Raw genomic sequence first — 15,384 nt, forward strand, 5'->3', positions numbered from 1 at the left:
AGAGAGAAGAATTTTAGCTTGTTCAAGAGTCTATCCTGACGAGATATTACGCGAAGGAGCGTGAACTGGCGCTGTTGATGGTGAGCACCTACTGAGGTAGGCGAGTGAGCCGAAAGGCTAGCCGAGATGGCAGCGTACTGAAACGGGATAGGTAAAAAAGAATTTGTCTGGCGGCAATAGCGCGGTGGTCCCACCTGACCCCATGCCGAACTCAGAAGTGAAATGCCGTAGCGCCGATGGTAGTGTGGGGTCTCCCCATGTGAGAGTAGGGAGCTGCCAGACTTTAATTTAATGCTAATGGCTAAGGCCATTAGTGAAATAAATCGGGTGGTGCGGTAGTTCAGTTGGTTAGAATACCGGCCTGTCACGCCGGGGGTCGCGGGTTCGAGTCCCGTCCGCACCGCCACCTATTTAGGGGCGTAGTTCAATTGGTAGAGCACCGGTCTCCAAAACCGGGTGTTGGGAGTTCGAGTCTCTCCGCCCCTGCCATTTATAGTTTTATAGATAATGTTATTAAATATCAAAAAACCCAGTTTAACTGACTGGGTTTTTGTCTATGAACCGTTCAAAAATATATTCTTATCTTAATATTCTAATTTTTATTTATTAAAATTGATGGATTATGTTCTATTATTTTATTTTTACTAGATATTAGAGACAAAAAACTATCGTGGTTTTTTTGTACTTTTTACCATAATAAATATTTTTTTGTTAATAACTGGTTATGAAACTGAAAGTTTATATTTTTTACCTCTTCATAATTAGTTATTCCTCAATAGGTATTTTCACTAATTTATTAATAAACGTTTCTTGTTCATTATTTTGTAACCAAATAGCATAAATTGGTTTGCTGTAGATAATTTTCGATAGTGTTTCTAATTCATGATGTTGATTAAGCCAATGAATGGGCAAAACAGCGGCAGATTTGGTTGGATATAATAGCTCCCGTGCAAGATTAGCTGATGTTGTTAGCAGTGTAGGCGAATTTTCAAGTAAAGATGATTTTTCAGTGGTATTGAAATCAGCACTCCAGTCAAGTTTGATAAGATTGAATTTCGATAAAGTTAAATTTTTTTTATTTGTCATCAGTTGTAATTTTATTTCACCAATGATAGCACTTTCAAACTCATCCATTTTCGGTGGTTCGATCGCAATAAGTAAATCAAGTTCTCGTGAATGAAGTTGTTTTACTAAAGATTGTCGTGTTGATATTCTGCATTCAAGATGAAGCTCTTTATGTTTTTGATAAATAAGTTGAATCCAATTTGTTAAGCATCCTTCCCATAGTGATATTGTCGAGCCTATTGAAAATTCTGTTTGTAATGATTGATGAGAAATTTCTTTTTTAGCTTGTAGCCAGGTATTTATTAACGATTTAGCGTAGGGTATCAAGCGTTCGCCTGCCGCAGTTAAACGAATATTATTGCGATGACGGGCAAATAAAACGGTCCCTAATTGAGTTTCTAATTGGCGTATTCGGAAACTTACCGCTGATTGTGTTAGGTATAACGATTCGGCTGCTAGACCAAAATGTCGGGTTTTACTAACTTCTAAAAAAGTTTTTAATAATTCAGTATCCACAGCAATCTCCAAAATTTTTAATCTTAACGATTTAAATGTTTTGTTTTACAGAATGCAATTGCTAACTAATACTCCGCGCCATAATGAGTTGACATTAGAGAGGTAGGAGTGTGTTAGATGGCAGAAAGCTTTATCACGACTAATCGTTTTTTTGATAATAAAAATTATCCTCGAGGGTTTTCTCGTCATGGTGATTTCACCATTAAAGAAGCTCAGTTGTTAGAACGTTGCGGTCAAGCTTTCAATGAACTTGATTTAGGTAAGCGTCAACCTCAGACAGAAGAAGAAAAACTTTTTGTTGCTATGTGTCGCGGTGAACGCGAACCTGTGACACCAGAAGAAAAAGTATGGTCTAAATATATGTCTCGTATTAGCCGACCTAAGCGTTTTCATACCTTATCTGGAGGTAAACCACAACTGGATCCTTCAGAAGACTATACCGATACTGATGATTAATATCATTATAGATCTAAAAAAAGGGGTTTTAATACCCCTTTGTTATGCAATTTGTTTTTGTAACTGAATAAGTAGCTTATCCATACAGCGATAGCTAATTGCTTCAATAATATCAATTTTTTCAATTTGTTGTTGCTGTTTTAAATCAGCAATAGTTCGTGAAACTTTCAGTATACGACCCCAAGCTCTGATTGAGAGGCCAAGTTTATTTAATGTTGTTTCTAAAAAAAGAGCGTCATTCGGTTTTAGTTTACAAAAAAGTGCGGCTTCTTTGCTATTTAGTTTTGCATTAATTTTACCCGAACGTTCAATTTGCTGTTTTCTTGCTTGTATAACACGTTGTTTTATATCGAAACTGCTTTCATTCGTTGGTGTAGAATGGCTTAAGGTACCTAGTGGTAAAAGTGGTACCTCTATAGAGAGATCAAAACGGTCTAAGAATGGCCCAGATATCTTTGCTAGATAACGAAGGATTTGTTTTGAGTTGGCTCGGTTATATATCCCTTTATAGTGACCCATAGCGCTGGGATTTAAAGCGGCAATAAGTTGAATATTGGCTGGAAAATTAACTTTAGCTTTGGCACGTGAAATTGCTATTTCACCAGATTCTAGAGGTTCCCTAAGTGCGTCGAGCACTTTTCGTTCAAATTCAGCCAATTCATCAAGAAATAAAATACCATTATGAGCTAAAGATATTTCCCCAGGTTTGGGTAAGCTGCCGCCACCGATCAATGCTGCCATAGAAGCACTGTGATGAGGAGCTCTAAATGGCCGTGTAAGCCATTTTTCGTTATCAAATGAAATATCACACAAACTTTTTATTGACGCTACCTCTAGCGCTTCTTGATTGGTGAGATCAGGTAAGATAGTAATTAGGCGGTTGGCAAGCATGGTCTTACCTGTGCCAGGTGGACCAAGCAATAAAAGGTTATGTCCTCCTGCGGCTGTGATCTCTAATGCGCGTTTGGCGTGCTGTTGACCAATAATATCATTGATATCTGTTATATTAGTGTGCTTGTGGTTGGTAATAGGCGTTTCTTGATTGTGAGGTAACGTATTTTGATCATGTAAGAAATGACAAACAGAGAGTAGATGTTCACAAAAATAGACACTTTCTGTTGGTAACAAATTTAATTCATTTGCGTTTTCTATCGCAGTAATCAATTTACGCTGATTTTTTAATGCAGCTTGTGCCGCAGTGATTACCCCTGTTATTCGACGAATTTGGCCAGAAAGTGCTAATTCGCCAAGGAATTCGAATTGATTTAATTTTATCGATGTAATTTGTTCCGATGCCGCTAAAATGGCAAGTGCGATGGCTAGATCGTAACGTCCGCCTTCTTTTGGCAGATCTGCAGGTGCTAAATTGATGGTTATTCTTTTAGATGGATACTGAAAACCACTATTTATTAAAGCACTTCTGACACGATCACGGGCTTCTCTTACAGCTGTTTCTGGCAACCCAACCAGGGTAAGTCCAGGTAGTCCATTACTAATATGTGCCTCAACTGTTACCCGTGGGGCATGCATACCAATTGAAGCTCTGGTGTAAATAACAGCTAGTGCCATATTGCCTCCCTAAAATGTCACATTACTATTTTCTTCGTCAGTAAATTAAGTACAACTAGGTTTTAGTGAATATGGGAAGGTTGTTAGAGAAGTGCCCGGAACTTTTACTTTTGTTGTAATTTTTTAGGACGGTGCTGTCATTATTTATAATAAAAAAGTCGGCTACGAATTATTTAGAACGATCTGCATTATAATCTATGCTTAACTAATTAAACTTAAACTAATCATTTTATACAAAACCAAATAATAGTTATATTTTGGTGTAATTATCTTTATTTTTTTTGGTTTTTGTAGTTTTTTATTTTAATTATTTTTTATAAGCTATTAAATAATTTTATTATGAAAGAAATTTATTGATTCTAATCGTGATTTTTTATTTTTCGATAAAAAATAAAATAATTATTGTCAAATCAGTGTCAACGTGTTAACACTAAATAAGTAAATAAATTATCGAGATCAAAGAACGAATATTATGACGAATGTGTTTGCCCTAATAATTAACCTAATTATTGTGAGCGTGGTGGTGATTATCCCACCGTGCGGGGCAGCACTTGGAAGAAGAAAGGCAGAATAACTAGCCAGATTTCACAAGAACCCCGCACCGAAAGGCGCGGGGTTTTTTTTAGCTTTAAATTTGTGTTAGTTGCCGGTGAGAGTTCAGAAAAATAAACAAATAAATTAGGTTGCTGGAGTAAAACAATGAATGGAGCGCAATGGTTAGTTCAGGCATTAATTAGTAAAGGGGTTGAACAGATTTTTGGTTATCCTGGGGGAGCCATTATGCCTGTTTATGATGCTTTGTATGATAGTGATTTGCAGCATTTGTTATGTCGTCATGAGCAAGGTGCTGTTATGGCTGCAATTGGTTATGCAAGAGCAACGAATAAACCAGGAGTCTGTATCGCAACATCAGGGCCAGGAGCAACAAATTTGATCACTGGCTTAGCGGATGCATTATTAGATTCAGTGCCTATCGTTGCCATAACAGGACAGGTTGCTCTGGAGTTTATTGGCACAGATGCCTTTCAGGAAGTTGACATTTTAAGTCTCTCTTTAGCTTGTACAAAACACAGTTTCTTAGTGGATTCTGTTGAGATGTTACCACAGATTATTACTGAGGCTTTCAGTATTGCGACAACGGGGCGTCCAGGACCCGTCTTAATTGATATCCCCAAAGATATACAGTTACAAACAACCCATTTGTTGCCCTATTTTATGCCAGTTGAAGAAAAATCATTTTATTCTGCCAATCAATTAGCAACCGCATGTGAAATTATGCAGCAAGCGAAACAACCTATTTTGTATGTGGGTGGTGGGGTTGGTATGTCAGGGGCGGTTTCTGAGTTGCGGGATTTTATTGCGATCACCGGATTGCCCACTGTTGCTACGTTAAAGGGGCTTGGTGCTGTCACAGCAGATGATCCGCATTATTTGGGGATGTTGGGTATGCATGGCAGCAAAGCGGCAAATTTTGCGGTACAGGAATGTGATCTATTGTTAGCAGTAGGCGCAAGGTTTGATGATCGTGTGACCGGCAAATTGAATACATTTGCGCCTCATGCCAAAGTCATCCATTTAGATATAGATCATGCTGAATTGAATAAATTGCGCCAGGCGCATGTTTGTTTACTCGGTGATGCAAAACTATTGTTACCGCGCTTAGCTCGACCATTAAATATTGCATTATGGCAAGCCAAAGTAAGCGCGTTGAAAACAGAGTATGCATGGAATTATAACCATACAGGGGATTCTATCGATGTCCCTGCTTTGTTAAAACAAATCTCAGAGCGTATGCATGTTGATACCATCGTGACAACCGATGTTGGACAACATCAGATGTGGACGGCACAGCATATGTCATTTCGAGCACCAGAGAATTTTATTACTTCAAGTGGATTAGGTTCAATGGGGTTTGGCATTCCAGCCGCAATCGGCGCTCAATTAGCTCGCCCTAATGCTGCGGTTATCTGTGTTTCAGGCGATGGCTCTTTTATGATGAATATTCAGGAATTAGCGACCATAAAGCGCAAACAATTACCGATCAAAATTGTGCTTATCGATAATCAACGTCTGGGTATGGTACGTCAGTGGCAAGAGTTATTTTTTCAACAACGCTATAGTGAAACTCAGTTAACGGATAATCCAGATTTTGTCGCATTAGCTGCATCATTCGATATTGCCGGTCAGCGTATTACGCATACATCAGAAATTAATAACGCACTGGATAGATTATTCAGTCATGCTGGCCCTTATTTGCTACAGGTATCTATTGATGAATTAGAAAATGTTTGGCCGTTGGTTCCTCCTGGTGCCAGCAATGAAAAAATGATGGAGAAACCCTTATGAGACATTATCGATTAAATATTGAAGCGCGCTTTCGGCCAGAAATTTTAGAGCGCATTTTGCGGGTAACTCGTCATCGTGGATTTCAGGTTAATACAATAAGCATGAATCAAGGATTGGATGGCAATAACGTTAGCATTGAAATAACGGTTAATAGTCAACGTCCACTGAATCTACTTTATTCACAGTTAATTAAATTGGTAGATATTTTTGATATTGAAATCAAGCAACAAGCTGTCAAACAATCAATCGTAATATAAGGTAAAAAAATGACAAAAAAGGCAGATTATATTTGGTTCAACGGAGAAATGGTGCACTGGGCGGAAGCAAAGATACATGTTATGTCTCACTCTTTGCATTATGGTACTTCGGTTTTTGAAGGTATTCGCTGTTATCACTCTCATCAAGGTCCAGTAATTTTTCGCCATCGTGAGCATATGCAGCGTTTACACGATTCAGCAAAAATTTATCGCATGCCTTTAAACCAAAGCGTTGATGAATTAATGGAAGCCTGTCGCGAAACCATTGGTAAAAATAAGTTAGTTAGTGGCTATATTAGACCACTGGTTTTTATTGGTGATGTTGGTATGGGAGTGAATCCACCACCAGGTTATAAAACGGATGTTATTATTGCGGCTTTTCCATGGGGAACGTATCTAGGTGAAAAAGCACTAGAACAAGGTATTGATGCGATGGTTTCGTCTTGGCATCGCGCCGCACCCAATACCATCCCGACAGCGGCTAAAGCGGGTGGTAATTATCTATCGTCTTTACTGGTGGGTAGTGAAGCGCGTCGTCATGGCTATCAGGAAGGCATTGCGTTAGATGTTAATGGTTATATTTCCGAAGGTGCGGGTGAGAACCTATTTGAAGTTAAAGATAACGTACTTTTTACACCGCCATTTACCTCGTCAGCACTACCCGGCATCACACGTGATGCCATTATCAAGTTAGCTACTGAATTGGGATTTGAAGTTCGTGAACAAATGTTATCACGTGAATCGTTGTATCTGGCGGATGAAATTTTTATGACCGGTACTGCGGCTGAGATTACGCCAGTTCGGAGTGTTGATGGTATTCAAGTCGGGGTTGGTCATTGTGGCCCAGTAACTAAACGTATCCAGCAGGCTTTTTTTGGCTTATTTGATGGTTCAACAAAAGATAAATGGAACTGGTTAGATCCTGTCAATAGTTAGTTCAAATTGCGAGATGTTTATTGGCGTCTAATTATCGTCAATTTTTATACTAAGGGAGCAACAATGCCAGAATATCGTTCTGCTACAACGGTCAATGGCCGTAATATGGCTGGTGCCAGGGCACTTTGGCGGGCAACTGGAATGACCGACGCTGATTTTGGCAAGCCAATTATTGCGGTTGTCAATTCATTTACGCAATTCGTCCCTGGTCATGTGCATCTACGTGATCTTGGTCAGTGGGTGGCTAAACAAATAGAAGCCATTGGCGGTGTGGCAAAAGAGTTTAATACCATTGCGGTTGATGATGGTATTGCAATGGGGCATGGCGGTATGTTGTATTCGCTGCCGTCTCGCGAGCTTATTGCTGATTCCGTTGAATATATGGTTAATGCTCATTGTGCCGATGCGATGGTTTGTATTTCTAATTGTGACAAAATTACACCAGGCATGCTGATGGCCGCATTGCGCTTAAATATTCCGGCTGTTTTTGTATCGGGTGGCCCGATGGAGGCAGGCAAAACCAAACTTTCTGATCAGATTATTAAACTTGATTTGGTAGATGCCATGATTAAAAGTGTGGATCCGACTGTGAGTGATCAAGATAGTGAACAAATCGAACGTTCAGCTTGCCCAACTTGCGGCTCATGCTCAGGCATGTTTACTGCTAATTCAATGAACTGTTTGACCGAGGTATTAGGATTATCTTTGCCTGGTAACGGTTCTTTATTGGCGACGCATACCGATCGTAAACAGCTGTTTTTGGCTGCCGGTAAACGTATTGTTGAGATCACAAAACAATATTATGAGCAGGATGATGACAGTGTTTTGCCACGTAATATTGCCACAAAAGCGGCATTTGAAAATGCGATGACACTCGATATTGCAATGGGAGGATCGACGAATACAGTATTACACCTATTAGCGGCAGCGCAGGAAGCTGAGGTTGATTTTACTATGGCAGATATTGATCGTTTATCACGTAAAGTACCGCATTTATGTAAAGTAGCACCCAGTACAGCCAAATATCATATGGAAGATGTTCATCGAGCCGGCGGCGTTATCGCTATTTTAGGCGAGTTAGATCGCGCGCAATTACTTAATCGTCAGGTAAAAAATATTCTTGGTTTGAATGTTGAGCAAATGTTAGCGCAGTATGATGTCATATTGACACATGATGATGCGGTGAAACAGATGTATGCGGCAGGACCAGCCGGTATTCGTACTACCCAAGCATTTTCACAAACATGCCGTTGGCCATCCTTGGATCTCGATCGTCAAACAGGATGTATTCGCAATTTAGCGCATGCTTATAGTCAGGATGGCGGATTGGCGGTTTTATTTGGCAACCTGGCGGCAGACGGTTGTATTGTCAAAACCGCAGGGGTTGATGAAAATTGCCTGACATTTCGCGGTTCAGCCAAGGTGTTTGATAGTCAAGAAGAGGCAGTAGCAGCAATATTGAACGGTAAGATTGTTGCTGGTGATGTAGTGGTAATTCGCTATGAAGGACCAAGGGGTGGGCCAGGTATGCAAGAAATGCTTTATCCCACGTCTTATCTTAAATCAATGGGGTTAGCCAGCAGTTGTGCATTAATCACTGATGGCCGTTTTTCTGGTGGTAGTTCAGGATTATCCATTGGCCATATTTCGCCAGAAGCGGCAAGTGGAGGTTTGATTGCCTTGATTGAAGATGGCGATATTATTGATATTGATATTCCCGCTCGCCGGATTGCCTTAAATATCGATAACAAAATATTAGATCAACGTAGACAATCTGAATTGCAACGTGGCGACAAAGCATGGACACCACACAAGCGTGCACGTAAAGTTTCTTTTGCCCTACGCGCATATGCTGCATTGGCAACAAGTGCAGATAAGGGTGCGGTGCGTGATAAAACGAAACTAGGAGAATAAAATGGCGATGTCTTGTTTGCAGAGTTCACCCTCAGCAGCGGATTATTTAAGCGCAGCACTAAAGGCACCCGTTTATCAAGTTGCCCAAGTCACTCCATTACAGGAGATGAAAAAAATCTCTGAGCGGTTTGATAATACAATTTTGGTTAAGCGTGAAGATCTGCAATTAATGCATAGTTTTAAGCTACGTGGCGCTTATAACATGATTGCTAGTTTGTCAGCCGAGCAGCGAGCGAGTGGTGTTATTACCGCCTCGGCCGGTAATCATGCCCAAGGTGTTGCGTTATCTGCCAGTCGGATGGGGATCCCGGCACTAATTGTGATGCCGTTAGCCACTGCAGATATCAAAGTTAATGCAGTTCGAGGTCTACAGGCTGAGGTGCTTTTATATGGAGCAAATTTTGATGAGGCAAAAGCAAAAGCGATTGAAATTGCTCATCAGAAAGGATACACCTATGTGCCACCTTTTGATCATCCGGCAGTGATTGCAGGTCAAGCAACAATAGCGATGGAATTATTACAACAAGTTCCTCACCTTGATCGTATTTTTGTGCCCGTTGGTGGTGGAGGATTGATTGCCGGTATTGCGATCCTGCTCAAACAACTAATGCCTAATATTAAAATTATTGCTGTTGAGGCCGAAGATGCGGCTTGCCTCAAAGCTGCTTTAGCAGCGGGTCATCCGGTAGATTTACCCACTGTGGGTTTATTTGCCGAAGGGGTAGCGGTTAAGCGTATTGGCGATGAAACTTTTCGGCTATGTCAAAAGTATGTCGATGATATTATTACGGTTAATAGTGATAATATTTGTGCTGCCATTAAAGACTTATTCGAAGAGGTACGCGCTGTAGCAGAGCCGGCAGGTGCGTTGGCATTAGCGGGTTTGAAAAAATATGTTCAGCAGCATGGTATAAAAGGCGAACGTTTAGCCCATATTTTAACGGGCGCAAATATTAATTTTCATGGTTTGCGTTATGTTTCAGAGCGTTGTGAATTAGGCGAACAACGAGAAGCTTTATTCGCGGTCACCATTCCTGAACAAAAAGGTAGTTTTTTGCGTTTCTGCCAAGTATTGGGTAAGCGTGCTGTTACTGAATTTAATTATCGTTATAGCGACATAAATTCAGGGCAAGCGTCTATTTTTGTTGGTGTTCGGTTGAGCTATGGGGTTGATGAATGTGCTGACATTGTTGCTGATTTACGACGAGCGGGTTATGAAGTTGCTGATCTTTCCCATGATGAAATGGCCAGACTCCATGTGCGTTATATGGTGGGAGGACGTCCGTCAAAGCCACTTAATGAGCGACTATTAAGTTTTGTCTTTCCAGAGTCTCCAGGCGCGCTGCTTAAGTTTTTACAAACGTTAGGTACTTATTGGAATATTACCCTGTTTCATTATCGCAGTCATGGAACTGATTATGGCCGTGTCTTGGCAGCCTTTGAATTGTCTGGTTCAGAAGCCCTATTTGCCAATCATCTTGCCGCATTGGGCTATCAGTATCATGATGAAACCAATAATGCCTCATTCCAATTCTTTTTAGCGCCGCCAAGTCAATTATTGACTGAGCATATTGGCAGCAGGCAGCAACTGCCAGAATGCGCGAATTAATGGTTCATTAAGGCGTTTGTTTAAAACACAAACGCCAAGATCAAAAGGTTCAACCCGTGAAATAGGATCAGGTTGCCAAATACGATTGCGGACAGATTCAGGGCTATTATCAACGACCACTTTAGGTATTAATGCGATACCACAACCGAGTGCTACCATCGATACAATGGCCTCATGGCCTGACACAGTAGCATAAATTAGCGGATTAATAATCGCGTGCTGTTGAAACCAAAGCTCAATTCTTTGGCGGCTAGGTCCGTGTACTGGCAGGATAAATGGAATTTGTTGCCAGTTCGGTTGCGGTTGCGAAACTTGTTGACGGATCGTTCCCGCTAATGATGGCGCAATCAAGACGAGCGGAATTTCACCTAATTTGTTAAATAAAATATTATCCGGTAATTTTTCCGATTTACCGGCAATCGCTAGATCGGCTGCTCGTCTGGCAACTTTATTGACGGCATCCGCTGCGTCACCAGTGGTTAATTTAATTTCGATTAAAGGATTTGCTAGCCTAAAGGTATCCAGGATCTTGGGTAAATGACTATAAGCGGCAGTAACTGAGCAAAATAGGTGTAATTCACCAGTCAATAAGGCGCTCTGTTGGTTAAGTGAGTGGCTAAGTTGCTGATATTGAAGCAGTGTTTGTTGGGCAAATTGTGTAAATTGTTTTCCTGCTTCTGTGAGGCGTACAGTTCTATTATCGCGCATAAATAAAAGATGACCAAAACTTTCTTCCAGACGTTGTATTTGGCGAGATAATGTCGAGGGACTGATATGCATGGCATTAGCCGTGCGTCCGAAGTGACAGCTATCAGCTAGATGTAAAAATAACTTTAGATCGCGAATATCCATTGCGCCCTCAGTGATAAAAAGTGGCCATATAATATTGCATATTTTGCAACATTATATTTCAAATATATCAATTTACGCAATAATTTTGATCGCATATAGTAAGCATAGCAACGCTTCTTTGCTAAGTAATCTGACAATAAAACAATAGAAAATGTATAATAACATGCTGAAATTATGAAGGAAATTAATCTATGGCTAATTATTTTAATGCCCTAAATTTGCGCCAACAATTATTGCAATTAAGTCAATGCCGTTTTATGGCTCGTGATGAATTTATTGCTGGAGCCAGTTATTTAAAAGACAAAAAAATTGTCATTGTTGGCTGTGGAGCGCAAGGACTTAATCAGGGACTAAATATGCGTGATTCCGGTCTGGATGTTGCCTATGCATTGCGCAAAGAAGCGATTGAAGAAAAGCGTCCTTCATGGTGTCAGGCGATAGAAAATGGTTTTACTGTTGGTACTTATGCAACATTAATTCCGCAAGCGGATTTAGTTATTAATTTAACACCAGATAAACAACACTCTGCTGTGGTGCAGACCATTCAACCATTAATGAAACAGGGGGCTGCATTAGGTTATTCCCATGGTTTCAATATTGTCGAAGTGGGTGAGCCGATCCGCCAGGACATTACCGTTATTATGGTGGCGCCAAAATGCCCAGGAACCGAAGTCCGTGAAGAGTATCTGCGCGGTTTTGGTGTACCAACGCTGATTGCCGTTCATCCAGAAAATGATCCGCAAGGTGAAGGGATAAATATTGCTAAAGCATGGGCAGCTGCCACAGGCGGTCATCGCGCTGGTGTACTTGAGTCCTCTTTTGTTGCCGAAGTAAAATCGGATCTGATGGGTGAACAGACTATCTTATGTGGCATGCTACAAGCCGGCTCATTACTGTGTTATGACAAAATGGTTGCCGAGGGTGTCGAACCAGGCTATGCGGGGAAATTAATCCAGTATGGCTGGGAAACAATCACCGAAGCATTAAAACAAGGTGGTATTACGCTCATGATGGATCGTTTAGCTAATCCGGCTAAATTACGGGCATTTGCATTATCTGAACAATTAAAAACAATCATGGCGCCATTATTTCAGCAACATATGGATGACATTATGTCCGGTAAATTTTCAGCCACCATGATGGCAGACTGGCAGAATAATGATAACAATTTACTCACTTGGCGGGCAGAAACAAGGCAAACGGCGTTTGAAAATTATCCTACCTATAAGGGCAAAATTTTAGAGCAGGAATATTTTGACCATGGTCTGTTATTAGTCGCAATGACCAAAGCTGGTGTTGAATTAGCTTATGAGACGATGTTGCAAGCCGGTATTGTCGCAGAGTCGGCTTATTATGAATCGTTACATGAATTACCCTTGATCGCGAATACCATTGCGCGTAAACGTTTATATGAGATGAATGTCGTTATTTCCGATACTGCAGAATATGGTAATTATCTATTCTCTTCTGCAGCAATTCCTTTGTTGAAGGATTTTATAGCAACATTACAGCCAGGCGACTTAGCGAAAAATATACCCGTTAGCCAGATTGACAATAGACAATTACGAGATACCAATGAAGCGATCCGTAATCATCCCATTGAGATCATAGGTAAAAAACTGCGTAATTATATGACTGATATGAAGCGCATTGATGCTGCTAGTTAAAATAGGGGCAATACGGTAGATTTTATTTACCTTGCCATTGATAACATAATAATATCGCTCAGCAATTCTTTAAATATCTCCATTATCTAATTGTAGTTAGATGAGTTTGTTTACCTTACTACTTGGTTTATAAGTTAAACCTGCATCATTTAGCGGAGATAATGGGGTAAAAAAGGAATTAATTTTGGGTTATGACACCATCGATTGCTAGATATTAAAAATAACATCCTGAAGCAAACATGCCGTTTTAGACAAAATGCGCTAGCATAATGTTGGATAGAAAAATTATCTATGTTACATAAAAGCTGAACACCTATACGAAGTTAATATATTAATTCAATCGCGATTTATTCTATTTAAATTGCTTAAAAATCACCCTTTCTTTAAGCTTAATTTATCATCCCTTAGTGTGCCCAAGTTATTAAAAAAGCTACCCATAAAGTGGTATATTTCCTGTCGTGGCTAACTCCACGTAACAAAAATTGATTGCATAATCATTTTCAGGAGACACTTATGAGTACACTGCTATTTAGTAAAACACCGACGATCACGGTGGTTGATAATCGAGGTCTGAGCGTGCGTGATATCGCGTATTACCGCCATCCTGATACACCAAATAATACAGAGCAACGTATTACTCACCATCAGTACAATGCCCGCGGTTTTCTGGCGCAAAGTGCCGATCCGCGTTTATATGAGCGCGGACTGACCAACTTTGCCTATCAAACTAACTTGCTTGGCAATGTGCTGAGTACGCAGAGTGCTGATGCAGGTATCACACTAGCTTTAAGCGATATTGCCGGCCGGCCTTTTATAGCAATAAGTAATATCGGCGTTTACAACCATGGTGAAGAAGATATAAGCCAAGCTGTTACCCATACTTTTCAATATGAGGATGCCAGCCTACCGGGACGTCAACTAAGTATCACAGAACAAGTAACCACTGAAGCAACTCGGGTAACGGAACGTTTTATCTGGGCCGGTAACACCGAAGAGGAGCAGAGATACAATCTGGTTGGTCAGTGTGTTAGCCATTATGACACGGCAGGTCTGGTGCAGACAGATAGCATCGCTTTAAGTGGTATCCCGCTGGCAGTGACCCGCAAGTTGTTAAAGGAGGCAGATAGGCAGGAGACAATCGCTGATTGGCAAGGAAATGATCCCGTTGTTTGGAATCAACAGTTAGATGACGAGCCCTATACCACTCAGGTTACAGCAGATGCAACCGGTCGTGTGTTAACCACTATTGATGCGCGTGGTAATTTACAACGTATGGCTTATGATGTAGCTGGTTTACTGATGAGTAGTTGGCTGACGGTGAAAGACGGTCAGGAACAGGTTATCGTACAATCACTGACTTATTCTGCCGCAGGCCAAAAATTGCGTGAAGAACATGGCAATGGTGTGGTGACCATGTACACTTACGAACCGGAAACGCAGCGCCTGATGGGAATTAAAGCAGTGCGTCCAGCAGGACATATTGCCGGAATGAGGGTGTTGCAGGATCTACGCTATGAGTATGATCCAGTAGGTAACGTGCTTAACATCCGTAATGATGCTGAAGAGACTCGTTTTTGGCGCAATCAAAAAATAGTACCAGAAAATACTTACAGCTATGACAGCCTTTATCAGCTGGTCAATGCCACCGGACGTGAAATGGCCGATATTCCACAGCAAAGCAATAATTTACCTCCCGTCATTGTCCCCCTTTCATCAGATAACTCTACCTATACAAACTACTTCCGTACTTATAGTTACGATACCGGCGGTAACTTGACACAAATACGTCATAGTGCACCCGCTAGCAATAACAATTACACCATAAACATTACCATTAGCGACCGCAGTAATCGCGGTGTATTAAGTACGCTGACAGAGGATCCAACAGAAGTAGATGCGTTGTTTACGGCAGCGGTGTCACCGATCATGCAAAACTGATCCACTAACGATCATCTAAAACTGATCCACTTGGTATTATTCGCACATTTTTGTACGGATAATTTATGTTAACCAAGGAGATATTTGTGGATATTCATGTTCGCTTTGCACAAGGACAAAGCCTTCGAAAAATTGCCAGTGAGTTGGGTATATCCCGTAACACCGTAAAACATCATTTACAACAACAGACAATGCCAACTTATGCTAAAAGAAGTCAACAACCGACTAAATTATCCCCCTTTAAACCTTATTTGCTTCA

12 protein-coding genes, 2 tRNA genes, 1 rRNA gene and 1 pseudogene are annotated in these 15,384 nt (G+C 40.7%); 13 read left to right on the forward strand and 3 right to left on the reverse strand.

The features are described 5' to 3' along the window. Positions 1 to 166 precede the first annotated feature (166 nt). The 3 genes from rrf (at position 167) to G468_RS0112980 (ending at position 489) form a co-directional block, all read left to right on the forward strand. A 5S ribosomal RNA gene (rrf, locus tag G468_RS0112970) occupies positions 167 to 282 on the forward strand. 47 nt (positions 283 to 329) lie between these two features. Further along, positions 330 to 406: transfer RNA gene (locus G468_RS0112975), tRNA-Asp, on the forward strand. Between the two features lie 7 nt (positions 407 to 413). Next, a tRNA-Trp gene (locus G468_RS0112980) sits at positions 414 to 489 on the forward strand. A 276-nt stretch (positions 490 to 765) separates the two neighbouring features. On the opposite strand, the gene hdfR is transcribed toward G468_RS0112980, so the two are convergent. Beyond that, the gene (gene hdfR / locus G468_RS0112985; protein ID WP_026823482.1) at positions 766 to 1,581 is read right to left on the reverse strand and encodes an HTH-type transcriptional regulator HdfR; all 816 of its coding nucleotides are present in this window, start codon (positions 1,579 to 1,581) and stop codon (positions 766 to 768) included. Between the two features lie 117 nt (positions 1,582 to 1,698). Between hdfR and G468_RS0112990 the strand changes: the two genes are divergently transcribed. Continuing rightward, complete coding sequence (locus G468_RS0112990; RefSeq protein WP_026823483.1) at positions 1,699 to 2,037, forward strand: MaoP family protein; 339 nt, start codon at positions 1,699 to 1,701, stop codon at positions 2,035 to 2,037. Between the two features lie 42 nt (positions 2,038 to 2,079). Here the strand turns inward: G468_RS0112990 and G468_RS0112995 are convergent, their stop codons facing one another. Next, positions 2,080 to 3,606: a YifB family Mg chelatase-like AAA ATPase gene (locus G468_RS0112995; RefSeq protein WP_026823484.1), complete on the reverse strand. Its 1,527-nt coding sequence runs from the start codon at positions 3,604 to 3,606 to the stop codon at positions 2,080 to 2,082. Positions 3,607 to 4,078: 472 nt separating this feature from the next. Here G468_RS0112995 and G468_RS23860 point away from each other — a divergent pair, with 472 nt between their 5' ends. From G468_RS23860 to ilvA, 6 genes are all read left to right on the forward strand, one after another. Next, on the forward strand, positions 4,079 to 4,180 hold the full coding sequence (locus tag G468_RS23860; protein WP_135677408.1) for an IlvGEDA operon leader peptide: 102 nt from the start codon (positions 4,079 to 4,081) through the stop codon (positions 4,178 to 4,180). A gap of 125 nt (positions 4,181 to 4,305) precedes the next feature. Beyond that, entirely contained in the window at positions 4,306 to 5,952 is a 1,647-nt protein-coding gene (gene ilvG, locus G468_RS0113000; RefSeq protein ID WP_026823485.1) for an acetolactate synthase 2 catalytic subunit, read from the forward strand. Continuing rightward, positions 5,949 to 6,209, forward strand: coding sequence for an acetolactate synthase 2 small subunit (gene ilvM, locus G468_RS0113005; RefSeq protein WP_026823486.1), 261 nt, complete (start codon positions 5,949 to 5,951; stop codon positions 6,207 to 6,209). Before ilvG ends, ilvM begins: the two co-directional genes overlap by 4 nt. A gap of 9 nt (positions 6,210 to 6,218) precedes the next feature. Beyond that, entirely contained in the window at positions 6,219 to 7,145 is a 927-nt protein-coding gene (locus G468_RS0113010; protein ID WP_026823487.1) for a branched-chain amino acid transaminase, read from the forward strand. A 63-nt stretch (positions 7,146 to 7,208) separates the two neighbouring features. Then, a complete protein-coding gene (gene ilvD / locus G468_RS0113015; RefSeq protein WP_026823488.1) occupies positions 7,209 to 9,059 on the forward strand; it encodes a dihydroxy-acid dehydratase in 1,851 nt (616 codons plus the stop codon). A 1-nt stretch (position 9,060) separates the two neighbouring features. Beyond that, positions 9,061 to 10,668, forward strand: coding sequence for a threonine ammonia-lyase, biosynthetic (ilvA, locus tag G468_RS20940; RefSeq protein ID WP_051297100.1), 1,608 nt, complete (start codon positions 9,061 to 9,063; stop codon positions 10,666 to 10,668). Here ilvA and ilvY read toward each other — a convergent pair. Beyond that, positions 10,615 to 11,520, reverse strand: coding sequence for an HTH-type transcriptional activator IlvY (gene ilvY, locus G468_RS0113025; protein ID WP_026823489.1), 906 nt, complete (start codon positions 11,518 to 11,520; stop codon positions 10,615 to 10,617). The genes ilvA and ilvY overlap by 54 nt on opposite strands. 191 nt (positions 11,521 to 11,711) lie before the next feature. Here ilvY and ilvC point away from each other — a divergent pair, with 191 nt between their 5' ends. From ilvC to G468_RS0113040, 3 genes and pseudogenes are all read left to right on the forward strand, one after another. Beyond that, positions 11,712 to 13,187 carry a ketol-acid reductoisomerase gene (gene ilvC, locus G468_RS0113030; RefSeq protein WP_026823490.1) on the forward strand — a complete coding sequence of 492 codons (1,476 nt, stop codon included), beginning with the start codon at positions 11,712 to 11,714 and terminating at the stop codon, positions 13,185 to 13,187. Positions 13,188 to 13,700: 513 nt separating this feature from the next. Further along, a pseudogene (locus G468_RS20945) lies at positions 13,701 to 15,098 on the forward strand (RHS repeat protein); the annotation flags it as partial. Between the two features lie 92 nt (positions 15,099 to 15,190). After that, a partial coding sequence (locus tag G468_RS0113040) for a helix-turn-helix domain-containing protein (RefSeq protein ID WP_026823491.1) occupies positions 15,191 to 15,384 on the forward strand: 194 nt, incomplete at its 3' end.

It is taken from the genome of Arsenophonus nasoniae DSM 15247 (assembly GCF_000429565.1).
Taxonomy (GTDB): domain Bacteria; phylum Pseudomonadota; class Gammaproteobacteria; order Enterobacterales; family Enterobacteriaceae; genus Arsenophonus; species Arsenophonus nasoniae.